Source organism: Paraburkholderia sp. BGA-UO-ETr-F12 (genome assembly GCF_059567945.1).
The window spans coordinates 1-21,933 of the sequence record NZ_JCAQOZ010000040.1; the positions used below are offsets into that span (position 1 = coordinate 1).

Here is a 21,933-nt window from a genome sequence, read left to right on the forward strand (position 1 = left end):
GACGCCCATGCGTACGTTTCTCGACTCCCTTGATCTTGCCAGGGAGAAACTGATCCCTCACTGATCGGCTTCGTTACTTCGTTTCCCGACTACCTGTCAGATCGAGTCCAGGCTAATACAGATAAGCAAAGAAAGCGGCTCAAACCGCTAATTCTTAAGCGGGTCCCCCGCACAGTCGCGGTAGTGGTGCATCTGGAATCTGTCGCCTCGCACATTCCGCTTTAGTGACAAGGCAGTCATACCTCCGGCGGCGCTGCGCGCGCCGATACCCGGCTCATAAAACCGGCCGCCGGATTTTCGCTTCCGCGGTTTCGTCCGTTCCCCGAGTCGCCGTTATATCGCTGTGACCTGGCTGCGGTTTGCTTCTCCCGTTTGCTCCGTTTCGTGATTCGCCGTTGCCTCGCTGCCACCTGGGTGACATTTCGCTCCCGCATTTCCCCCCGAGTCCTGACTCGCCGTTGCGTCGCTGCGGCAAGCACAACCGCGGCAGCGATCGGGATTGCACCGCGAATGCGACGCACAGACATCTTCTTTGAACTGGGTGTCGCCGATCATGGCGGGAGCGCCACGCCGAGGCGAGGCCGACGGCCCCCGCTGCGCCGAGCGAAGCCGCTGGTTTCCCCGGCAGACCCGTCCGCGACGCACGCAGTGCGGAGTGGGAGCTGATGAGCGCCTTGTCACTAGCGCGGAGTGTGCGGGGGCACGGATTCCAGATGCACCACTACCGCTACTGTGCGGGGGACCCACTTAAGAACTAGCGGTTTGAGCCGCTTTCTTTTGCCTACTTTTCTTTGCGGCAGGCAAAGAAAAGTAGGTGCCGCCCCGCACAGGGGCAACGCTAATAGACCACTAACACAACAAGGAAAGGCCAAACGACCAACAACAACCCAAGAAAATCCCACCACCAAAGGCAAAACAGATAAACCAACCGCCACGCAAGCAAAAAAGAACCAGAACCTCAAACAACAACCTCCCTCAGCAATTCCCGAACAACCCTCCGGGCCTCCCCCCCTAACTCCTTGATATCAACCCCTTCAATCAGGTCATCAACAACCACCCGCTTCCCAGCAGAAAAAAGCGCCATCACCGAAGGCCTCCCTCCAGAAGCAACCGGCCCAATCGCCGGATCATGCAACCCAAAATACCTCGGATCATCGAGCCGATAAACCGCAATATCCGCGGCATACCCCACAGCCACTTTCCCAACCTCATCAAGCCCCATCACCCGGGCGCCGCCCGCCGTCCCCCAATGAATCACCTCGGCAATGCTCGCCGCGCCCGCCCCGCCTTCGAAACTGCCGCCCCGATACGCCGGCTGCGCCAGCATCCCGAGGCGTGCCCGCTGCGCAAGCCACGTCATGTGCACCTCGGAAATCATATCGGCCGCTTCATTCGAGGCCGCGCCGTCGACGCCAATCGATACCGGCACCCCCGCGTCAGCCATCTCCCGCACCGGGCAAATACCGCTGCCCAGCCGCCCATTGCTTTGCGGACAATGCGCGACACCCGTGCCCGTCTGCGCAAGCAACGCGATTTCGTCGGCGTCGACCTTGACCAGATGCGCGTACCACACATCGCTGCCAAGCCAGTCGTGCTCGCCGCAAAAAGCCACCGGCGATTTCCCGTACATCGAATACGCACTGTCCTGATAGCCGACCGTCTCCGACAGGTGACTGTGCATGCGCAATCCAAGGCGGCGCGCAACCGCCGCCGTCTCACGCATCTCCCGAGGGGAAATCGAATACAACACCGTGGTCGGCGCCATCACGACCCGCCGCATCGCTCGCGGTGAAGCGTCGTGGTATCTGGCCGCGAGCCGCTCGATATCGGCGACGTAAGCGTCCAGCGTTTCAGGTCGCAACGCCGTCGGCAAGTCGGCCTCGAGTTGCCGTGTTTGCGTCGCGCCGCCGCGCAGCAACACGAAACGCAACCCGAGTTTCTCCGCCTCCTCGAACAGAATCGCCGAACTGTCGAACGGCATGCCCGGGTAGTACACGTAGTTGTGATCGGCCACGGTCGCACAGCCGGAGCGCGCGAGTTCGATCAGCCCAATGCGCGCGGCGAGCCGGAAGCGCCGCTCGTCGAATAGCGCACGAAACCGATAAGGCGTCGCGGCAAGCCACGGCGTAAGCGTGGCGTCGAGTCCGGCCGTGTCTCCCTTGAGCAGCGACTGGAACAGATGATGATGAGTATTGACCCACGCCGGATAAATCACGCAATCAGTAGCGTCCACGATCGTCTCGCCAGGTCGCGGCGCGAGCGCACCGATCTCGTCGATCGTGTCGCCCACAATGCGAATGTCGGGACCCGGCACGCGCGACGGATCGTCCGCGGTACCACAGCCACCTGTCATGATCGCGGCCGCGTTGCGGATCAGCGTGGAGGGTTGAGTGTCGTATGTCGTCATAAGCCTGAGCGCAAAGAATCAAAGTTGGCTATCGTGCCAGCCGCGCAAACCGATGCGCGACACCCACGCCGTGATGGCGAACAGTACGACGCCCGTCACGGTGATCAGCAGCAGCGCCGCAAAGAGCCGGGGAATATTCAGCTGAAAACCCGCTTGCAGAATCTGATAGGCCAGCCCCGCGCCGCTGCCGCCCGTTCCCGCGACGAACTCGGCGACCACCGCACCGATCAACGACAGCCCGCTTGAAATCCGCAGTCCGCCGAAGAAATACGGCAACGCGCTCGGAATGCGCAGGCGCACCAGCGTCTGCCAACGGGTTGCGCGATTGATCCTGAAAAGGTTGATCAATCCCGGATTCACACTGCGCAAGCCGAGCGCCGTGTTCGAGATGATCGGGAACAGGGCTACCAACGTCGCGCACAACACCAGCGCGACATTCATGTCCTTGACCCAGATGATGATCAGCGGCGCGATCGCCACCACGGGGGTTACCTGCAACAGAATCGCATACGGAAACAGGCTCGCTTCGATCAGCGGACTCTGCACGAACAGCAACGCGATAATCACGCCAAGCACGGTGGCAAGCGCAAACGCCAGCAGCGTGATTTTCAGCGTCGCCAGCAAACTGCCGAACAATAGCGGTGCGTCCTGCACCAGCTCGGTCACGATCGCCGACGGCGACGGCACCAGATACGCCGGCACCTTCATCAGCACGCACCAGCCCTGCCACAACGCCAGCACCACCATGCCAACGACCCACGGCGCGATTGCCTTCGCCACGCCGGGACGATGCAGCCACGGACGGCGCGCGGCTTTCGCGGCCGCCGGGTTGCGCGCCGCGTTATGGTTGGCCGAATGACCCGCAAGCACTTCGCCCGTCATGATTGCACTCCTGTTTCTTCGTTCGCGAACGACGCGCGATGCGCATCGGTAATCAGCTCGGAAAGTGTCTTGCAGTGCTGCATGAACGGCTCGCTGACACGGAACGCATCGTCGCGTTCGAGCGGACCGTCAATCGGCACCTCGGCGATGATGCGGCCCGGCCGCGCCTGCATCACCACCACGCGGCTCGACAGATACACGGCTTCGTAAATGCTGTGCGTGACGAACACCACCGTCATGCCGCGCCGCTGCCACAGCGCGCGCAAATCGCCGTCGAGGCGGTTGCGGGTAAATTCGTCGAGCGCGCCGAACGGTTCGTCGAGCAACAGGAGGTCCGGCTCGGTGACGAGCGCACGCGCGAGCGACGCGCGCATCTGCATGCCGCCCGACAATTCGCGCGGCAGCACCTTGCCGAACTTCGCGAGCCCCACGCCATCGAGCGCTTCGGCAACACGCGCATCGGCTTCGCGGCGCGGCACGTGTGCGAGATCGAGCGGCAGACGCACGTTATCGGCAACGGTCGCCCACGGCATCAAGGTCGCTTCCTGAAACACCATCGACATGCGCCGCCCCGGCGAGCCGACCGTCTCGAACGGTTGCCCCCACCAGCGCAGATGACCGTGCGTCGGCGTCTCGATGCCGGCGAACATTTTCAGCAAGGTGCTCTTGCCGCAGCCGGACGGCCCAAGTAAGGAAATGAACTCGCCGGATTCGATCGCGAGGCGCACGTCTTCGAGCGCGACCGTGCCGTTCGGATAGCGCTTGTCGACACGCTGCACCGAGAGCAGCGGCACAGGCGGTTTCGGGGAATAGGGTTCGGTCGAGGCCATGATCATTCCTCCACGTTGATGGGGAATACTTCGCGAAAAACTTCGGATTCACCGTTATCGTTCAGCAGCTTCAGCAACATGCGGCGCATCAGCAAACCGGGCTGGTCCGATTCCATGTGGCATTCCTGCTGGCGGCGTACGTCGATACAGGCGTCGTAGTCGGTCGCTTCGAGAATGTCGCGGTCTTCGTCGGTAATCGGACGGTCCCAGTCGATCAGTTCCTGGGTCGAGCACGCGTCCTCAGTATCGTTGCGATAGAGCCATTGCGAGAGCATCAGCGTGCGGTCGTCGATCGGCGTCGCGCAGTTATAGATGATGTGATGGATGCCGCTCGCCGGATACACGCAGCCGAAGCGGCGCGCGAACGGCATGTACCAGCGGTTGATCAGATGACGCTCGGTGACTTCCTCGGTCGTGCCCGTGATGCGATAGCTCGCTGGCGGATTGCGCACCGGCACATGCGTCTCCGCTTCGAAGCCCCACTCGTTCGGCCGGAATTCGTACTTCGACGGCTTCGGATTGTCGAACAGACCGAAGTTGCCTTTATGCACGAAACTGAAATGCGAGTTGTCGAACGAGTTCTCCATCATGCGCAGCGGGCTCGTTTCCCAGCGCTCGTAGAACTGCAGAATGCGGCGGTAACCGGCTGCGCCTTCTTCAGGAAACTCGGGAATCGGCTGCAGCGGATCTTCGAGCGCGACCCACGCGTAGCCGTAACGTTCTTCGCAATGGTACGACGGCACGATCGCGCGCGACGGAATCGCGCCGCCGTTGTTCTGCGGAATCTTCACGCATTGGCCGCTGCAATTGTAGGTCCAGCCGTGATATCCGCAAGCGATGTTGCCGTCGCCGTCGACGAAACCCTTCGACAGTTTCGCGGTGCGATGACAGCAGCGATCGCGCAAGGCGTGCGGCTTGCCGCCTGCGCCCTTCCACAACACGATGGGCTCACCCAGCAGGGTGAACGGCTGCGGACCGGCATCGAGTTGCGCCATCGGCATGATTGCGTACCAGAAGCGGCGCAAGACTTTTTGACGGGTGACCAGCATGGGAAAAACTCCTTCTTCGAGCGTTCAGGCGTATACGCGGTGCATGTACCTGGGATACCTCAGGGCATGACCTTCGCGTTCTGGATGTATTGCAGCGTGTAGGCCGAGTGATAGTCGGTCGAGGGCTTGAGCAGCTTCGCGTCGACCATGTATTCGAAGGTCTTCTTCCACCGCGCGTCGGTCATCGTGCCGATGCCTTGCGTCGCTGCGTCGCCGCCCGTCACGAGCTTGAGTTTCTTCAGTTGCGCCACGCCGTACGCGAGTTGACCATCGCTCATCTGCGGGTTGTCTTTCTTGATCAGTGCATTGGCGGGCGCCGGATCGTTCAGATAGCTCTTCCAGCCTTCCATTGAAGCCTTCACGAAACGCGCCACCACATCCGGCTTGTTCTTCAACGTATCGCGCATCGTGACGATCGTCGTGTTGTAGGGCGGATAGCCATCGTCGGCGAACAGGAAGAAGTGCGCGTTCGCGTGGGCCTGTTCGGCCTGATAGGTTTCGGACGACGGATACGCCTGCATCGCCACGTTCGGGTCGGCAAAGAACGGTTGCAGGTTGAAGGTGTACGGACGCGCTTGCGCCTCGGTGTAGCCGTACTTCGCCTTCAGCCACGGCCACCAGGTCGTGCGGCCCGAACCGGCGACGAGAATCGTCTTGTTTTTCAGTCCGCCGAGACTGGTCACGTCGGCATGGGTCATCATGCCTTGCGGGTCGTACTGGAACGCCGCGGCAACCGTGGTGACAGGAATGCCGGCTTCGACGCTGGAGAGCACCTGGAAGTCGTAGCCGAGCAGGAAGTCGGCCTGCCCGCCGGCGAGCAACTGCATGCTGTTGACTTGCGGCCCACCCATTTTGATCGTGACATCCAGACCGTACTTCTTGTAGATGCCGGTGGCGATCGCCTGATAGAAGCCGCCGTGCTCGGCTTGCGCATACCAGTTGGTCAGCAAGGTCACGTGATCTTCCGCGTGGACCAGCGGCGCGGCAAGTGCGGCACCGGCGAGCGCGGCGGCGCTGACGGTGCGTGCCACGAATGAGCGGACGCACGAGCCAATTCGTGCATAAGCTGAGAGAAGACGCGGAACGCGCATAGCTGAACTCCGTGTGAACGTGGGGATAGTTGTGAGAATGGGAAAGCCGGACGATAAGGAACGGGCGACGCGGCCCATGCGGCGCCAGCGCACGAGATCAGGCAGACGCGCACAGGTATGCACATGAGCGAACGCATGCGGCTCGCCGCGCGTGGCCGCACGACTCGCACTGACGCCTGACTGTTGGATGAAAATTTGGGGCAACTGCATCGCACGCTCCTTGTTGGCGGAACCGGACGGTTCCGTTCAAACGCCGAATTGCTTCGACGTGGGCGCACGATGCGCCCCAAGAGCAATGCCCCACGGTGACCGGCACTCGCGTGCCGGCTCGCTAGCCGCTTCTACTCTGGTTTTCCATTAAGCGAATGTTGTGCCAGTTGTTGAGAAACGCCCCGATGACGCGCGCCCATCGAACGTTTGGGTATCTCGCGCCCTGCGGTTGCGGTGGTGACTTTGCACTCGCGCGAAGCGGCGCGGCACCGCGTGGGTGCATGCGGTGCCCCTTTGGCGCACCTCACGCGGTGAGCGACGCGGGGCAAACTGCAGCCGCGCGAAGACGCCGATCAAGGGTGCAATCAGTCTCCGCCTAACTGCCCGCACAAAAAAATCGGCCGGGGCGGGTCTCGGTCAAGGGCTGACGCCAGACGCCAGCCCAAGCGGCTTTGCTGCGATTTGCCCGCAAAAGACGCATAGATTTTCCCCTTCGAACCGCTTTCACAGCGTGGACATTTTTTCCGATTTATTACTGATTATTTTTTTCCTGTAATCACCTATTTTGCTGCATGCAGCAAAGTGTGCGCAAAGCGAACCGGCTGCCGCCCCTTAACGGATAAGAAAGGAGACACCTGTGTTCACCTTCTCCACCCCCTCCCCCACAGCCCAGTCCGCTCCCAAAGTTTCCATTTGCCTGCCGACCTGCAATCGACCTGAGTTGATCGCGGAGTGCATCGATTCGTGCCTCGCGCAAACCTATGGCGATCTGGAGATCGTTATCGGCGACGATTCAAAGGACGGCCGCACCCAGCAGTTGATCGCGCAACGCTATCCGAACGAACCGCGCATCCGCTATGTGATGAATCAGCCGCCGCTCGGTCAGGCGCGCAATGTCGCAAGCCTGTTCGAGCGTGCTCGCGGCGACAAGATTCTGCTGATTCACGACGACGATCTGCTCACCACCGACGGCATCGAAAAACTCGTGTCGCTATGGGCACTTCATCCACACCTGGAAGTGGCGTTCGCCAATCAGTACGAGGCCGATCACAATGGCATAGTCGACCTCGACGCGAGCACGCGCCTGAACATCGCGTTTCATCGCACGAGAGACGCCGAAGGCCTGCAGCCTTTGCCCGGCAGAACCGGCTTGATCCAGATGTTCCCGAACAACGGCTGGATGGCCAACGCGGACCTGGTCAAGCGGATCGGTTACACGGATCAGTACGGCACGTGCTGCGATTTCGTGTTCGGCACCGAACTCTGTCTCGCCGCGCGCGAGGTGTTCTATCTGCACGAATACGTGTCGGTCTACCGGAAGACGGCGACCTCCATCTCGCATAGCACGCGCGGCACAACAAACTCCGCGCCCGTTAGTGCGTATGCGTTCGTCAAGGCGCTGAGGCTGCCGCCGCAACTGGAACCGTCACGCAAGCTGGCATTGCGCCGGCTCGCGCCGATTGTCGTCTCGGTTCACGCGAAGAACCAGCAGGTGGCGCCTGGCCTGAAGATCCTGTTCACGCATCTGTTTGCCTACAACTACGGTTTGAGTATGCGGTTCTGTTACCACCTGCTGATGCTCTCACGCGCGGCTGTGAACCTGCGGCAGCACGCAGCGGTGACGAGCGTAGCTGCAGCGGCATCAGGCGTGGCCGCAGCAGCGTCGGGGGTAGCCGCAGCAGCATCGGCTGTCGTTGCCGAGCCGGGGACCGCTGTGGCCGAACTCGTTACCGACATCGTGACCGATCGATCCGAACTGATCTGACCAATGCTGCTGTAGCCAGGCGCGGCCGTCAATCGCCAGACAATGCCTGTGTGGTGGCCGGCGTGAGCGGCTGTACGATGCGCTTGCGCCGCGTCAACGCATACGTGGCGATGCGGTCTAGCGCCGTGCACAGCACCAGATAGATGAAGCCGACGAACAGGAAGATCTGTGCGGGATACACCATCAGCCGGTTGCTGACCTGCGTCGCGACGAACGACAACTCGCCGACGCCGACGATGTACGCGAGCGAAGTGTCTTTCACCAGCGACACCCATTGATTGACGAACGAAGGCGCCATGATGCGCATCGCCTGAGGCAGCAACACGTAGCGCAGTGCTTGCATCCGTGTGAGGCCGAGCGACAGGCCGGCTTGCCACTGACCGTCGCCGACCGCGCGAATGCCTGCGTGCACCGAGTGCGCAAGGTACGCACCGCCGATCAGCGAGAGCGCGCAAACGACCGTCGCAAGTCCGGGCACGTCGACATGAAAAACCATCGGCAGCAGGAAATAAGTCCAGAAGATCAGCATCAGCACCGGAATCGCGCGAAAGAAACCGATCACGAGCAGCAAGGGCACACGGGCGATGCGCCCCGCCATCGCCAGCGCAATCCCGCCCGCGAGCCCGAGCACCGCCGAAGCCAGCGCGGAACACACTGCCAGCACCAGCGTAAGCGCCGCGCCGCCGAGCGGCCCTTGCGGAAATGCACCGACCAGCAAATACGGCAAATTATTGGCGAACAATGACCATGTCATGCTCAGCGCCTCGCGAATGAGCGCTCGCGCGCATGTGCAAGCGTGTGCGAAACAGCTTCGATCAAAGCGACGGCGGCGATATACAACACGGTGGCCACACCGAATGCCTCGAAAGTTTTAAAGGTTTCCGTCTCGACCTGACGCGACGCGTACGACAATTCGGCAAGACCGATTGCCATAGTCAGCGATGAATTTTTCACGAGATTCATGTATTGGCCGAACAGCGGCGGCAGCGAAATGCGTACCGCTTGCGGCAATACGACGTAGCGGAACGCCTGCAACGGCGTGAGACCCAGAGCCGCGGCCGCGGCATGCTGACCTGCCGGCACGCCGCGCAAACCCGCCTGGAATTCCTCGGCGATGAAAGCCGCCGTATAGCACGTGAGTCCGACCCACCCGGCGACAAATTCGAACGACGGCCAACGCAGCGCATACGCGCCGAGCTGCACGCCATGCGGTGTGTTTAGCCACTGCATCAGTGCGTCCGGCATCAGCGTGGCCGCGCCGAAGTACCAGAAGAACAGTTGCACCAGCAACGGTGTATTGCGAAACACCAGCACATACGCGGCCGTTGCACGACGCAGCCAGCCGTAGCGGGCATGACGCGCGATGGCCAGCACGAGGCCGGCCACGGTGGCCGCGAGCGCCACCGTCAACGCGAGACCGACGGTGACGCCGAAGCCTTGCCACAGCCACGTCAGATACTTTGGAGCGAGCCACGCTTGCATCGTTAAACCTGCTTCTTTAAATCCGCTCTTGCGAAAACGCCGACGGGCACGCTGCGAGCGTGCCCGTTCATTCCTGAGTACTACAGCAGCATGGAACTCAGGTCTTGTCGCCGATCTTGAAGATGCGCGCAAGCGGCGTCTTCGTTTGCGGACCGAACCAGCGGTTATAGATCTTCGCGGCCGAGCCGTCGGCTTCCAGTCCCTTCAGCGTGTCGTTCACGAAACCGACCAGACGCGTCTCGCCCTTGGGAATGCCCACGCCCATGTAGTCATTCGAAATCGTGAACGCCGGAATCTCGTAGTTCTGCTTGTCCGGTACGTTGGCGAGCAGACCGACCAGCTTCGGACCGTCCTGCGTGATCGCCTGAACATTGCCCGCACGCAAAGCCGCGAATGCGAACGGCGTGTCGTCGTACGCGACGATCGTGGCTTGCGGGAATTTCTCGCGCAGTGTGATTTCGTTGGTGGTGCCCTTGTCGGCGCCCACGCGCAGGCTGTTGATCTGATCCGGCGATTTCAGCACGCCCTTCTTCGCCAGAAACTGCTGGCCTGACGAGAAATACGGAATGCTGAAGTCGACCTGTTTGGCGCGCTCGTCGGTGATCGTGAAGTTGGCGAGTACCAGGTCCACTTTCTTCGACGCGAGGAACGGAATGCGGTTAGCCGGATTGGTCGGTTGCAGTTCGAGCTTTACGCCGAGCTTGTCGGCAAGCGCCTTGGCGTAGTCGACATCGAGGCCGACGATGTGATTGCTGCTTGCGTCGACGTAACCGAACGGCGGATTGCTGTCGAAGGTCGCGACGCGTAGCACGCCCGCCTTCTTGATGTCGTCGAGACGATCGGCGTGGGCAAGGCCCGGCACCGTCATCGTCAGCCCCGTCATGGTCACTAGCCAGGCAGCGAGTAATTTCGATTTCATTTTTATGGATCTCTTTGTTTGTGTGCGACGCAGATGCGATGTTTCTGAAAACAGATGCGGGTCGGCGCGATCCGTCGCAAATCCGCTGCGAATCTGCTGGGAAGCTCTCGCCAGCGCGAAGTGCAACCGACGGCCACGCATGGGTGTCACCTTAGCAGCGCCGCCGCGCGCACCGAACCAAGAAATGCTCCTGTAATAAGCGTGTTTTCTGCTAAGCATCCGCTCATTAGCAAACGCGTATTTGTCGCTTGGTCTCACGCGTGCGGCTGATTAGGATGGGTCTTGAACCGTCATCCGCCTCGAGGTGATTTGCCATGTCCGACAGTGCCTGTTTCAAGCCGCGTGTGATCGAGCCGGTCGTCGTCAATCAGCCGGAAGGATTAGGCTTGGCCGTGGAGTTATGGCTTGCGCATCCGGTCGATGGCATTGCAGGACGAGCCGTGCAGATTCATTTGCGCAGCGATGCGAAGATGGCGCAAGCCGAGACGCTGCGCGATCTGCTGCACGCGCTGGGAACGGAGATCGTGGTGGCTTGAGCATGGGCATCGACGTGGGCCCGGGCGCCGCTTGCCGTGCCTGCCGATGGGATAAAAAAACGGCGGCCGGGTTGCCCCTGGCCGCCGTTTTCAAAGAGCACTTACGCGCACTGTTTGCGCGTGTCGTCCTCGTTCAAGGCTCGTGACGCAAATACCCTTCTTTCGAAGGATCGCGCATGCGCAGCGACACGATGCCGGCGATCGCGCACAGTGCGGTGACATACCAGTAGAACGTCGACTCGCTGCCCACGGACTTCAGCCACAGCGCGACGTATTCCGCCGAGCCGCCGAAAATCGCATTGGCCACCGCATACGACAGCCCCACGCCAAGCGCGCGCACTTCCGGCGGGAACATTTCGGCCTTGATCAGGCCGCTGATCGACGTATAGAAGCTAACGATCGCCAGCGCCACGACCACGAGGCCGAAGGCCGCGTACGGGCTCGTTACGTCTTTCAACGCGTGCAGCAGCGGCACAGTGCCGATGGTCGCGAAAAAGCCGAAGAAAATCATCGAACGACGACGTCCGATACGATCCGACAAAGCGCCGAACGCCGGCTGCATGATCATGTAGACGAACAGCGCCGCGGTCATCACGTTGCTTGCTGTCTTGGCGTGCATACCGGCTGTGTTGACCAAGTACTTCTGCATATACGTGGTGAACGTGTAGAAAATCAGCGAGCCGCCTGCCGTGAAGCCGAGCACGGTCAGAAACGCGCCCTTGTGCTGCCACAAGCCGCGCAGCGTGCCGGCTTCCTTGCGTTGACGCGTTTCAGCCGTGGTCGTTTCTTCAAGCGATTTACGCAGATACAGCGCGACGAGTGCCGCCAGCGCGCCGATCACGAACGGCACGCGCCAGCCCCACGCTTTCAGTTCTTCGGTGGAGAGGGTTTGCTGGAGGATCACCAGCACGAGCAGCGCGCACAACTGACCGCCGATCAGCGTGACGTACTGGAACGACGCGAAGAAGCCGCGGCGGCCCTTGAGCGCGACTTCGCTCATATAGGTCGCGCTGGTGCCGTACTCGCCGCCCACCGACAGGCCCTGGAACAGGCGTGCGACCAGCAGCAGCGCCGGCGCCAGTGCGCCGATCTGCGCGTACGTGGGGAGCACCGCGATCACCAGCGAGCCGCCGCACATCATGAACACCGATACCATCATCGCGGTCTTGCGGCCGTGTTTGTCGGCAAGCCGGCCGAAGAACCAGCCGCCGATCGGGCGCATCAGGAAGCCCGCGGCGAAGACGCCCGCCGTGTTAAGCAATTGCGTGGTGGTATTGCCGCTCGGGAAGAAGGCCGGCGCGAAATAGAGCGCGCAGAACGAATACACGTAAAAGTCGAACCATTCGACTAGGTTGCCTGATGAAGCGCCAACGATCGCGAAGATGCGGCGCCGGGTGTCGCGTGCGTCGTGAACCGTGGCCACGGTTTGGTCGGTTAGGTCGGTCATGCTGTTGTCTTTCCTTGTCTTTAAACGGAGGTGGCGGTCGTGGCGCCGCCTTCCTGGCGCGCGCATCGCGGTGGGTGGGTCCGGAGTGCCTCCGGGGTGCCCCGCGGGGTGCCCGTTGCGCGCGTGCGCGAATTTTACAGAATTGCAAGGAGGAGATGGGGGTTTGTTAGGGATCAACGCAAGGTTTTTGCCTGCCCGGCAGATGCAGGCCCTTCGCGGCGCTTTTCGTTGTTGATCCGGGGCGCTGGCCTTTTCTTGCTGGGTTCGGGGTTGGGGCTTTTGGTTTGTTGTTGGTCTTCTGGTCTTTCGATCTCTTGCTGGGCTTTTGGCCTTTCCTTGATTTGTTAGTGGTCTATTAGCGTTGCCCCTGTGCGGGGCGGCACCTACTTTTCTTTGCCGGCCGCAAAGAAAAGTAGGCAAAAGAAAGCGGCTCAAACCGCTAATTCTTAAGCGGGTCCCCCGCACAGCCACGGTAGTGGTGCATCTGGAATCCGTGCCCCCGCACACTCCCCGCTAGTGACAAGGCGCTCATCAGCTCCCACTCCGCACTGCGTGCGTCGCGGACGGGTCTGCTTGGGAAACCTGGGGCTTCGTTTCGCGCAGCGGGAGCCATCGGCTTCGCCTCGGCGAGACGCGTCCGCTCTGGTTGGCCCCCCCCCACTTCAGAGGAAATGTCTGTGCATTGCATTGGCGATCGCGACCACGGCCGCGGTTGTGCTTGCAGCAGCGAGGCAACGGCAAGCCAGGGAACGGACCAAGCCGTGGAAGCGCAGGTCGGGCGAGCGGTTTTTTGAACAGGGTATCGGCGCGCGCAGCGCCGCCGGAGGTATGACTGCCTTGTCACTAACACCGAATGTGCGAGAACACAGATTCCAGATGCACCACTACCGCTACTGTGCGGGGGACCCGCTTAAGAATTAGCGGTTTGAGCCGCTTTCTTTTGCCTACTTTTCTTTGCGGCAGGCAAAGAAAAGTAGGTTGTAGTGGTCCAATGACTCTGGACACCTCTAAAGGGGATAATTCTCCAAACGAGGTGAGAGATGAGCAGACGGAACATTCCAGAAGAATTCAAGGCTGAAGCGGTGCAACTGGTGGTCAACAAAGGCTATTCGTTTGCCCAGGCCTGCGAGGCGATGGGCGTGGGCGATACGGCGCTGCGTCGCTGGGTGGCGCAATGGCGCGCCGAGCAGGCAAAGCCGCCGCGCACGCCGTCGCAGATTGAAGGGGACGCGCGTCGCATCCGCGAGCTGGAAGCGCGGGTGGCCGATCTCGAGAGGGAGCGGGACATTCTAAAAAAGTCTACGGCCTTCTTCGTCAAGGAAATGGATCGCTTGCCGAAGTGATCCATTCGCTGAAGAAGGCCTGGCCGGTGAGCGTGATGTGCAAGGTGGCAGGCGTCGCACGGAGCAGCTATTACGCGCTCGGTCGCCGGCCAGTGGCGCGTCGTTCGCCCGCGGCGTTGTTGATGGCGGCGCGTGAAATCCATCGGGAAACCCGCGGCAGTTACGGCAGCCGCAGGATGTCGCAGGCGTTGCGCCAGCGCGGCTATGAGGTCGGCCGTCACCGCGCACGCTCCCTGATGCGCGAAGCGCAGTTGAAGGTACGTCGAACGCGTACGCATCGTTACAGCAAGGCCAGTGGAGAGGCGCTGGTCGCGCCGAATCTGCTGGAGCGTCACTTCGAGCAGGACAGCCCCAATCAGGTCTGGGCCGGTGACATTACGTATGTGAGTACGCGACAGGGCTGGTCGTATCTGGCCATTGTGATGGATCTGCATTCGCGCCGCATCATCGGCTGGGCGTTTGCGCTGCAGGCCGACACGGAGCTGGTGATCCGGGCTCTACGGGAGGCTCGCGCCAGACGGCGTGCATCGCACGGTGTGATGTTCCATTCCGACCAGGGCTGTCAGTACACCAGCGCCTACTTCGTGGATGATCTGAAGGCCAACGGCATGGTGCAGAGCATGAGCCGAAAGGGAAACTGCTGGGACAACGCGGTCGTGGAGCGGTTCTTTAGAAGCCTGAAAAGTGAATGGCTCAATCCAAAGGGGTACATTGACCACGCCGATGCCGAACGCGATATCGAGGCCTACATCGACGACTTTTACAACTGCCGGCGGATCCATTCGACAACAGACAGGATGCCGCCGGTGCGGTACGAAGCTTTGAGTTTTTAAAAATACCCTTTGTCGGTGTCCAGGATTACTTGACCACTACAGGTGCCGCCCCGCACAGGGGCAACGCTAATAGACCACTAACAAATCAAGGAAAGGCCAAAGGACCAACCCAAACAAACCAAACCCCAAAAGCACCAAACTCAACAACAAAAAAGCGCCGCGAAGGCCCTGCACCTGCCGGGCAGGCAAAAAAACCAAAACCTCAAACCCTCACAGCCGGAGGCACATACTTACATTCATACCGCTTCCTGACAGTGCCATTCTCATCAACGCTTTCCAGATAAACATCAAACTGCCACAACCGCGCCATGTGCTTAAGCACCTCATCGCTATCATTAGACAGATGCCGGTTATCGCTCATGAAATGCCGCAACGTCAGACTCCGGTCCCCACGCGTATTCACAGCCCAAACCTGAATGTTCGGCTCCCGATGATGCATGTCGTACTGCCGCGACAACGCCTGCCGCACATACTGATACCCGCTGTCATCATGAATCGCGGACACTTCCAGCGCATCGCGCATATCGTCATCGAGCACGGAAAATAGACGCATCTCGCGGATCAGATGCGGCGACAGATACTGCGCGACAAAACTCTCGTCCTTGAAATTGCGCATCGCGTAGTGCATCGCCGGCAGCCACGGGCTGCCCGCCAGCTCAGGGAACCACTTGCGGTCTTCCTCCGTCGGCGATTCGCAAATCCGGCGAATGTCGCTCATCATCGAAAAACCCAGCGCGTACGGATTGATGCCGCTGTAGTAAGGCTTCGTGACCGGCGGCTGGTACACCACATTGCTGTGCGAATGGAGAAACTCCATCATGAAGCCGTCTTCCAGCTTGCCCTGGTTGTACATCGTGTTGAGCAAGGTGTAGTGCCAGAACGTGGCCCAGCCCTCATTCATGACCTGGGTTTGCCGCTGTGGATAGAAATACTGCCCGACCTTGCGCACAATGCGGATCACTTCCCGCTCCCACGGCTCCAGCAACGGCGCATTCTTCTCCGCGAAATACAACAGGTTTTCTTGTGGCTCCGGCGGGTAACGCTCCTCGATTTCCTCGGGCAACGGCGTGTGCCGGCTCGGCAAGGTGCGCCACAATTCATTCACCTGCGATTGCAAATAAGCCTCGCGTTCGCGGCGCGCCGCAAACTCCTTTTCCAGCGACAGCTTCTGCGGACGTTTGTAACGGTCCACACCGTAATTCATCAATGCATGGCACGAGTCGAGCAATTCCTCCACCCGGTCGAGCCCGAAGCGCTCCTCGCACTCCGCGATGTAATTCTTCGCGTAGACGAGGTAATCGATGATCGCGTGCGCATCCGTCCAGAGCCGGAACAGATAATTGCCCTTGAAGAACGAGTTGTGGCCATAGGCCGCGTGCGCGATGACGAGCGCCTGCATCGTCATCGTGTTCTCTTCCATCAGATACGCGATGCAAGGGTTTGAATTGATGACGATTTCGTACGCCAGCCCCATCTGCCCGCGGCGATAGCTCTTCTCGGTGGAAAGAAAGTGTTTGCCGAACGACCAGTGACGGTAGTTCACCGGCATGCCGACGGACGCGTAAGCGTCCATCATCTGTTCGGCGCTGATGAGTTCGAGCTGGATCGGATACACGTCGAGTTCATATTGCTCTGCAACACGGGCAATATGCGTGTCGTACTCTTCGATCAATTCGAAGGTCCAGTCGGACGGGCACGGCAAAGGCCGCCTATCTGCTACGTTCATACGGACTTCCCTTTGCCCCACAGTGGGCGTTCCGGTGTGTCCCCGTGCTGCAGCGGTGTCGACTGCTCCGGCTGCGGCGGCTCCCGTATCGTCCGCCTTCGCCTCGGCATGCCCGGCTTGACCCTGCTGCGGCACGCCTTTCCCGCGCTCCGGCTGGTAGCCGCGCGCTTCGTTGTGCAGGTGTTTTGTCATGAAGACGCCACCTGCTTTTCAAACAGTTCCCGGAACACCGGATAGATATCCGCCGCGGTCTCGACCTTCTTCATCGCCATATGCGGCTGGCTCAGCGCCAGCTGTGCATACTCGAGCCACAGGTTCTGCTCTTCCGGCGTAACCTGGATATACGCAAAATAGCGCACCTTCTCCAGGATGTCATCCGAAAGTATCTTGCGGCACTTGGGCGAATCGTCGGTCCAATTGTCGCCGTCAGACGCCTGAGCGCCATAAATGTTCCATTCAGTCGGCGAGTAGCGCTCTTCCATCACCTTACGCATCAGCTCCAGCGCGCTCGACACCACCGTGCCGCCGCTTTCCGTCGAATGAAAGAACGTATCTTCGTCGACTTCCTCGGCGCGCGTATGGTGACGGATAAACACCACCTCGATCTTTTCGTAGTTACGCTTGAGGAACAGGTACAGCAGGATGAAAAAGCGCTTGGCGAGATCCTTGCGCTGCTCGTCCATCGAACCGGACACATCCATCAGACAGAACATGACCGCCTGGCTCGACGGCGTGGGCTGCTTCACCCGGTTCACGTAGCGCAGATCGAACGGGTCGATAAACGGAATGCGCCAGATGCGCCCGCGCAAATGGTGAATCTCCTCCTCGAGCAGCTTGATTTCCTCGCGACGGTCGGCCGGATCGGCCTTGATCTCTTCCAGTTGCCGTTCCATCTCGTGCAACTGATTGACGAGCGGCGCGCCGAGCGCAATCCGGCGGCCAAGCGCGCTTCTGAGCGAGCGGACCACGTCGATATTGTTCGGGGTGCCTTCGGCCGCCCAGCCGGCGCGGATGCTCTTCCACGTAGGCACGGCCATCAGATGGGTTTTGACGAGACGCGGGAGTTCGAGGTCGTCGAAGAAGTACTGCATGAATTCTTCGCGGCTGAGCTCGAACACAAAGTCGTCCTGACCCTCGCCTTCATTGCTCGCCTGGTTGCCCCCGCCTCCGCCGCCGCCCCCTTGCGGGCGCTGAATCTTGTCGCCGCGGATGTAGTCCGAGTTGCCCGGATGCACCATTTCCCGCTTACCGCCGGGGCCGTGCCGGAACGACGGCTCGGCAATGTCCTTGCGTGGAATCGTGATGCTCTGGGTGTTCTGGATATCCTTGATGCTGCGATCGCGTACCGCTTCCGAAACGGCGCGACGAATGTAGTTCTTGACGCGACGCAAAAAACGCTCGCGATTCGCAATACTCTTGTTCTTACCAGCTAACCTGCGGTCGATGATTTGATGAAGCACGCCCGGTCTCCCGTGTCCCATGCAACTGCACTAATTCGAGTGCGCGAGACGCAAACTGCATAGGCATGTCCGCAAACGCAACGCTATGTCCATGCAACTTGCGCTTCGCAAGGTGCCCGCGCGGCCGGACCGCGCGGGCGGCACGCAATGCGTATCATGACGACTTGCGCACGCGCAGATACCAGTCACACAGCAAGCGCACCTGCTTTGGCGTATAGCCCTTCGTCACCATCCGGTTGACGAAGTCTTCGTGCTTGCGTTGCTCTTCCGCCGAGCCCTTGGCGTTGAACGAGATCACCGGTAACAGTTCCTCCGTATTCGAGAACATCTTCTTTTCGATCACGACGCGCAGCTTCTCGTAGCTGATCCATGCGGGATTCTTCCCCGCATTCGCAGCCCGCGCACGCAGCACGAAGTTGACGATCTCGTTGCGGAAGTCCTTCGGGTTGCTGATGCCCGCAGGTTTCTCGATCTTTTCCAGTTCGGCGTTCAGCGCCGCGCGGTCGAAACTCTCGCCGGTGTCGTGGTCGCGGAATTCCTGGTCCTGAATCCAGAAGTCCGCATACGTCACATAGCGATCGAAAATATTCTGGCCATACTCGGAATACGACTCCAGATACGCGGTCTGAATCTCCTTGCCGATGAACTCGGCGTAGCGCGAGGCGAGCACGTCCTTGATGAACGACAGGTACTTCTGTTCGGTTTCCGGCGGGAACTGCTCGCGCTCGATCTGCTGTTCGAGCACATACATCAGGTGGACCGGGTTCGCGGCGACTTCGGTCGAATCGAAGTTGAATACACGCGACAGGATCTTGAACGCGAAGCGGGTCGACACGCCGGTCATCCCTTCATCCACGCCCGCGAAATCGCGATACTCCTGATACGACTTGGCCTTCGGATCGGTGTCCTTGAGGTTTTCGCCGTCGTACACCTGCATCTTCGAGAACAGGCTGGAGTTTTCCGGCTCCTGCAAGCGCGTGAGCACCGACATCTGCGCCATCATCTTCAGCGTACCCGGCGCGCATACCGCATTGGCCAGCGACGAATTACGCAGCAGCTTCTCGTAGATCTTGATCTCTTCGCCATAGCGCAGGCAATACGGCACCTTCACGACGAAGATGCGGTCGAGCAGTGCCTCGTTGTTGCGATTATTGCGGAAGGCCTTCCATTCCGACTCGTTCGAGTGAGCGAGAATCACGCCGTCGAACGGGATCGCGCCAAAACCTTCGGTGCCTTTGAAGTTGCCTTCCTGAGTCGCGGTGAGCAACGGGTGCAAGACCTTGATCGGCGCCTTGAACATTTCGACGAACTCGAGCAAGCCCTGATTCGCGAGGCACAGGCCACCGGAGTAGCTGTATGCGTCCGCATCGTCCTGGGCGTACTGCTCGAGCTTGCGGATGTCGACCTTACCGACCAGCGACGAAATATCCTGATTGTTTTCGTCACCCGGCTCGGTCTTGGCAATACCGATCTGACGAAGGATCGACGGGTAGCGGCGCACCACGCGAAACTTGCGGATGTCGCCGTTGTATTCGTGGAGGCGCTTGACCGCCCACGGACTCAGAATATTTTTCAGGTAGCGGCGTGGAATCCCGTATTGCTCTTCGAGGATCGGACCGTCCTCGTCGTAATCGAACAGACCCAGTGGCGACTCGTTGACGGGCGAACCCTTGATCGCATAGAACGGCACCCGTTCCATGAGTTGCTTCAGACGCTCCGCGATCGACGATTTACCGCCGCCGACCGGTCCCAACAGATACAGAATCTGCTTCTTTTCCTCAAGCCCCTGGGCCGAGTGCCGGAAGTAGGCGACCACCTGCTCGATCACTTCTTCCATTCCGTAGAACTCACGGAATGCGGGGTATACCTTGATGACCTTGTTCGCAAAGATACGCGACAGGCGCGGATCGTTGCGAGTGTCGATCTGTTCTGGTTCACCGATTGCCGTCAACATGCGTTCGCCGGCTGTAGCGTACGCGGCGGGATTGTCTTTGCAGAGCGCGAGATACTCCTCGAGCGAGAGTTCATCTTCTCGCGTTTTCTCGAAGCGGGTCGCGAAACTGCTGTAGATATCCATGCTACCTCCTCGCCAAAGTCTAGACCGATGTCGTGCGCGGCGCGCTATTCGGAAACGACATCGCTCGAATTCATCCTAAACCCTTTTAAATTTTTTTTCACGGACTACGTGATGAAAATCGTGCCGTGTTGCCCCTCCTGCAATCCTCACTTGGAAACACAGATTCGGTCACCTACAATCTTCCGCTCATCTCGCACTCACGCACAACGACTGCCGGACCGCATTACTGCCTCTCCAACACCTCTGCTCGCCGTGCTGATCAACACCGCTGGCGGTGTTCCATGACACGAATCGTCCTGTTCATCAAACAATCCCACTGCTGCGCCGGACAGCCTGTCTGCATGCGCACACTTTGTCGCCTCTAACGCGGACGTCATGCCATTTCCAGTGCCCGGTACTTTTTTTCATAACGCATCGCATCGCGATTCGGTCTACAGCGAAGAGCACTGTGTTACATGTTCGTTCGCGATGCCGACCAGCAGCGCCGTTCATCGGCGCATCGTGTAACGGTTCGTCAACGCACTGAAGGTTTCGTTCCACGCAATCGCGCATGGCGTGCGGCAGTCTTCGTGCGCTTGCCGCTTTTACCTGGCCCTCGTATTAACCGCGTTGGCGACATGGTTAGCCGTGTGTATAACTGGATCACGGCCATGCGATGGCTTGCTTCATAGGTGTATACGGCAAAACGTTCGATGCGGATGCTGTAAATGTAAAACGGCCGCCCGCGGGCAGCCGTTGTTTTGATGCTTCGTCTTTGTAATGGGTATCACAAGCCGCCGGTTACAAATACACCGTGCCACGCTCAGGTCAGTTCAATCTCCACTTCGCCGAGACCGTCGATGTGGCCGCGCACAATGCCCGGTTTGCCCACATTGTGCGCACCTACATACGAACCGGTGGTGATCGTCCATTCGGGCTCGATCGTAATGCCCATAGCGGCGCAATGGTTGACGAACCACACCAGCAGTTCGCGCGGATCGCCAGCCGGATTGCCGGTGGCGTCCGGCACCAGCGAGTCGCCGTCGAACGTCAATTCCAGTTCGGGCGACACGAAGTCGAAGCCCCGCGCGAGGCCCGCATAGGCAACCGGATGACCGGTAATCAACGCGCCGTTGTTCTGCGCATCCGCCAACTGTGCAAGCGGCGCGACATTGGGCCACTCGGAAAAGCGGCTGTCCACAATCTCGATGGTCGGCAGCACGACGCCGAGCTTCGCGAGCACCTCGTCGCGCGCATAAGCCCGGCCACGCGGCTCGATGGCCTCGGCGAAGCGAAAGGCAATTTCCAGTTCCACCAACACCCGGAAAAAACCGTCATGTGCCACCCGCGCGGGCGACGGCAGCACCAGCGAAGCCGGGATCGGCGCGCCCGCGGCGGCCCCGCCCGGCGCTTTGGCGCCGATCTTCCACGCGCCCGTCGAATCGCCGAGGCCCGTGATGACAGCCTGCTGGATTGCGTAGGCGGTGGCTGCGTCAGGCGGCAGGCTGTCGGGTGGCGGCGCATCGATCGGGCGATGCTGCCGCCGTGCTTCGACGAGGCGGTGCGCGAGGTCGTATTGCGTCATGTCGGTCCTTTATGGCTGGCGCGTTGAGCGGTGGGCCGCTGCGCCGGGTTGCGGCAGCGGAATAGCGGGCTCACGGTCCGCGCGCTAACGGGCTGAAACGGCACTCTTGCCGATGCGAGCCGTAGTCGCGCCCGTCAATGTACCGGATCGCGACGCTTACCAGGGTGCAGACATCGATTGTGAACGCTGCTTAGTCCACAAAACATGAAAAAAGACCGCGGTTGCGTGCGCAATCGCGGTCTTTATCGTCATGCGGCGCGCTTGATCCGCTCGAGCATGGTTCTGTCTACTGCTTCATCAGGAACGAATGTT

The 21,933-nt window shown here is 60.3% G+C and carries 16 protein-coding genes; 3 read left to right on the forward strand and 13 right to left on the reverse strand.

Annotated features, from left to right (window positions below):
• Positions 1-958 precede the first annotated feature (958 nt).
• The 5 genes from AC57B6_RS17790 to AC57B6_RS17810 all read right to left on the reverse strand — a co-directional run bounded on the left by AC57B6_RS17790 (position 959) and on the right by AC57B6_RS17810 (position 6,259).
• Positions 959-2,407 (reverse strand): isoxanthopterin deaminase, encoded by a 1,449-nt coding sequence (locus AC57B6_RS17790; RefSeq protein ID WP_496421805.1) that lies wholly within the window; start codon positions 2,405-2,407, stop codon positions 959-961.
• Between the two features lie 18 nt (positions 2,408-2,425).
• Positions 2,426-3,154, reverse strand: coding sequence for an ABC transporter permease (locus tag AC57B6_RS17795; protein ID WP_496421818.1), 729 nt, complete (start codon positions 3,152-3,154; stop codon positions 2,426-2,428).
• 131 nt (positions 3,155-3,285) lie between these two features.
• Positions 3,286-4,119 carry an ABC transporter ATP-binding protein gene (locus AC57B6_RS17800; RefSeq protein WP_178369641.1) on the reverse strand — a complete coding sequence of 278 codons (834 nt, stop codon included), beginning with the start codon at positions 4,117-4,119 and terminating at the stop codon, positions 3,286-3,288.
• A 2-nt stretch (positions 4,120-4,121) separates the two neighbouring features.
• Positions 4,122-5,168 carry an aromatic ring-hydroxylating dioxygenase subunit alpha gene (locus AC57B6_RS17805; RefSeq protein ID WP_046569056.1) on the reverse strand — a complete coding sequence of 349 codons (1,047 nt, stop codon included), beginning with the start codon at positions 5,166-5,168 and terminating at the stop codon, positions 4,122-4,124.
• Positions 5,169-5,227: 59 nt separating this feature from the next.
• A complete protein-coding gene (locus AC57B6_RS17810; RefSeq protein WP_042274995.1) occupies positions 5,228-6,259 on the reverse strand; it encodes an ABC transporter substrate-binding protein in 1,032 nt (343 codons plus the stop codon).
• A gap of 847 nt (positions 6,260-7,106) precedes the next feature.
• Between AC57B6_RS17810 and AC57B6_RS17815 the strand changes: the two genes are divergently transcribed.
• Positions 7,107-8,234 carry a glycosyltransferase family 2 protein gene (locus tag AC57B6_RS17815; RefSeq protein ID WP_496421806.1) on the forward strand — a complete coding sequence of 376 codons (1,128 nt, stop codon included), beginning with the start codon at positions 7,107-7,109 and terminating at the stop codon, positions 8,232-8,234.
• Positions 8,235-8,262: 28 nt separating this feature from the next.
• On the opposite strand, the gene AC57B6_RS17820 is transcribed toward AC57B6_RS17815, so the two are convergent.
• From AC57B6_RS17820 to AC57B6_RS17830, 3 genes are all read right to left on the reverse strand, one after another.
• Positions 8,263-8,988: an amino acid ABC transporter permease gene (locus AC57B6_RS17820; protein WP_025496304.1), complete on the reverse strand. Its 726-nt coding sequence runs from the start codon at positions 8,986-8,988 to the stop codon at positions 8,263-8,265.
• Between the two features lie 2 nt (positions 8,989-8,990).
• Positions 8,991-9,716: an amino acid ABC transporter permease gene (locus AC57B6_RS17825; RefSeq protein WP_030103065.1), complete on the reverse strand. Its 726-nt coding sequence runs from the start codon at positions 9,714-9,716 to the stop codon at positions 8,991-8,993.
• A 97-nt stretch (positions 9,717-9,813) separates the two neighbouring features.
• A complete protein-coding gene (locus AC57B6_RS17830; protein WP_496421807.1) occupies positions 9,814-10,635 on the reverse strand; it encodes an ABC transporter substrate-binding protein in 822 nt (273 codons plus the stop codon).
• 314 nt (positions 10,636-10,949) lie between these two features.
• Here AC57B6_RS17830 and AC57B6_RS17835 point away from each other — a divergent pair, with 314 nt between their 5' ends.
• A complete protein-coding gene (locus tag AC57B6_RS17835) occupies positions 10,950-11,171 on the forward strand; it encodes a hypothetical protein (RefSeq protein WP_025496301.1) in 222 nt (73 codons plus the stop codon).
• A 133-nt stretch (positions 11,172-11,304) separates the two neighbouring features.
• On the opposite strand, the gene AC57B6_RS17840 is transcribed toward AC57B6_RS17835, so the two are convergent.
• The gene (locus AC57B6_RS17840; RefSeq protein ID WP_028196707.1) at positions 11,305-12,618 is read right to left on the reverse strand and encodes an MFS family transporter; all 1,314 of its coding nucleotides are present in this window, start codon (positions 12,616-12,618) and stop codon (positions 11,305-11,307) included.
• A gap of 1,040 nt (positions 12,619-13,658) precedes the next feature.
• On the opposite strand from AC57B6_RS17840, the gene AC57B6_RS17845 reads away from it, so the two are divergent.
• Positions 13,659-14,794, forward strand: a protein-coding gene (locus AC57B6_RS17845; RefSeq protein WP_406867355.1) for an IS3 family transposase whose coding sequence is annotated in 2 segments (ribosomal slippage) — positions 13,659-13,917 and positions 13,917-14,794 — 1,137 coding nt in all. Because the reading frame shifts where the segments join, the coding sequence is not laid out codon by codon here.
• Between the two features lie 202 nt (positions 14,795-14,996).
• Here the strand turns inward: AC57B6_RS17845 and AC57B6_RS17850 are convergent.
• From AC57B6_RS17850 to AC57B6_RS17865, 4 genes are all read right to left on the reverse strand, one after another.
• On the reverse strand, positions 14,997-16,712 hold the full coding sequence (locus tag AC57B6_RS17850) for a SpoVR family protein (protein ID WP_028196708.1): 1,716 nt from the start codon (positions 16,710-16,712) through the stop codon (positions 14,997-14,999).
• Positions 16,709-17,980: a YeaH/YhbH family protein gene (locus AC57B6_RS17855; protein WP_025496686.1), complete on the reverse strand. Its 1,272-nt coding sequence runs from the start codon at positions 17,978-17,980 to the stop codon at positions 16,709-16,711. The genes AC57B6_RS17850 and AC57B6_RS17855 overlap by 4 nt, the downstream gene beginning before the upstream one ends.
• Positions 17,981-18,134: 154 nt before the next feature.
• Positions 18,135-20,057, reverse strand: a complete 1,923-nt coding sequence (locus AC57B6_RS17860; RefSeq protein ID WP_025496687.1) for a PrkA family serine protein kinase — start codon at positions 20,055-20,057, stop codon at positions 18,135-18,137.
• Between the two features lie 802 nt (positions 20,058-20,859).
• Positions 20,860-21,621 carry a hydratase gene (locus AC57B6_RS17865; protein WP_030103062.1) on the reverse strand — a complete coding sequence of 254 codons (762 nt, stop codon included), beginning with the start codon at positions 21,619-21,621 and terminating at the stop codon, positions 20,860-20,862.
• Between the last annotated feature and the right edge of the window lie 312 nt (positions 21,622-21,933).

Bases quoted from the DNA above. Each gene is read 5' to 3' on its own strand.
- AC57B6_RS17840 (WP_028196707.1), bottom strand. From the start codon at position 12,618: ATGACCGACCTAACCGACCAAACCGTGGCCACGGTTCACGACGCACGC.
- AC57B6_RS17800 (WP_178369641.1), bottom strand. From the start codon at position 4,119: ATGGCCTCGACCGAACCCTATTCCCCGAAACCGCCTGTGCCGCTGCTC.
- AC57B6_RS17805 (WP_046569056.1), bottom strand. From the start codon at position 5,168: ATGCTGGTCACCCGTCAAAAAGTCTTGCGCCGCTTCTGGTACGCAATC.
- AC57B6_RS17850 (WP_028196708.1), bottom strand. From the start codon at position 16,712: ATGACAAAACACCTGCACAACGAAGCGCGCGGCTACCAGCCGGAGCGC.
- AC57B6_RS17825 (WP_030103065.1), bottom strand. From the start codon at position 9,716: ATGCAAGCGTGGCTCGCTCCAAAGTATCTGACGTGGCTGTGGCAAGGC.
- AC57B6_RS17865 (WP_030103062.1), bottom strand. From the start codon at position 21,621: ATGACGCAATACGACCTCGCGCACCGCCTCGTCGAAGCACGGCGGCAG.
- AC57B6_RS17835 (WP_025496301.1), top strand. From the start codon at position 10,950: ATGTCCGACAGTGCCTGTTTCAAGCCGCGTGTGATCGAGCCGGTCGTC.
- AC57B6_RS17820 (WP_025496304.1), bottom strand. From the start codon at position 8,988: ATGACATGGTCATTGTTCGCCAATAATTTGCCGTATTTGCTGGTCGGT.
- AC57B6_RS17860 (WP_025496687.1), bottom strand. From the start codon at position 20,057: ATGGATATCTACAGCAGTTTCGCGACCCGCTTCGAGAAAACGCGAGAA.
- AC57B6_RS17810 (WP_042274995.1), bottom strand. From the start codon at position 6,259: ATGCGCGTTCCGCGTCTTCTCTCAGCTTATGCACGAATTGGCTCGTGC.
- AC57B6_RS17795 (WP_496421818.1), bottom strand. From the start codon at position 3,154: ATGGTGGTGCTGGCGTTGTGGCAGGGCTGGTGCGTGCTGATGAAGGTG.
- AC57B6_RS17830 (WP_496421807.1), bottom strand. From the start codon at position 10,635: ATGAAATCGAAATTACTCGCTGCCTGGCTAGTGACCATGACGGGGCTG.
- AC57B6_RS17790 (WP_496421805.1), bottom strand. From the start codon at position 2,407: ATGACGACATACGACACTCAACCCTCCACGCTGATCCGCAACGCGGCC.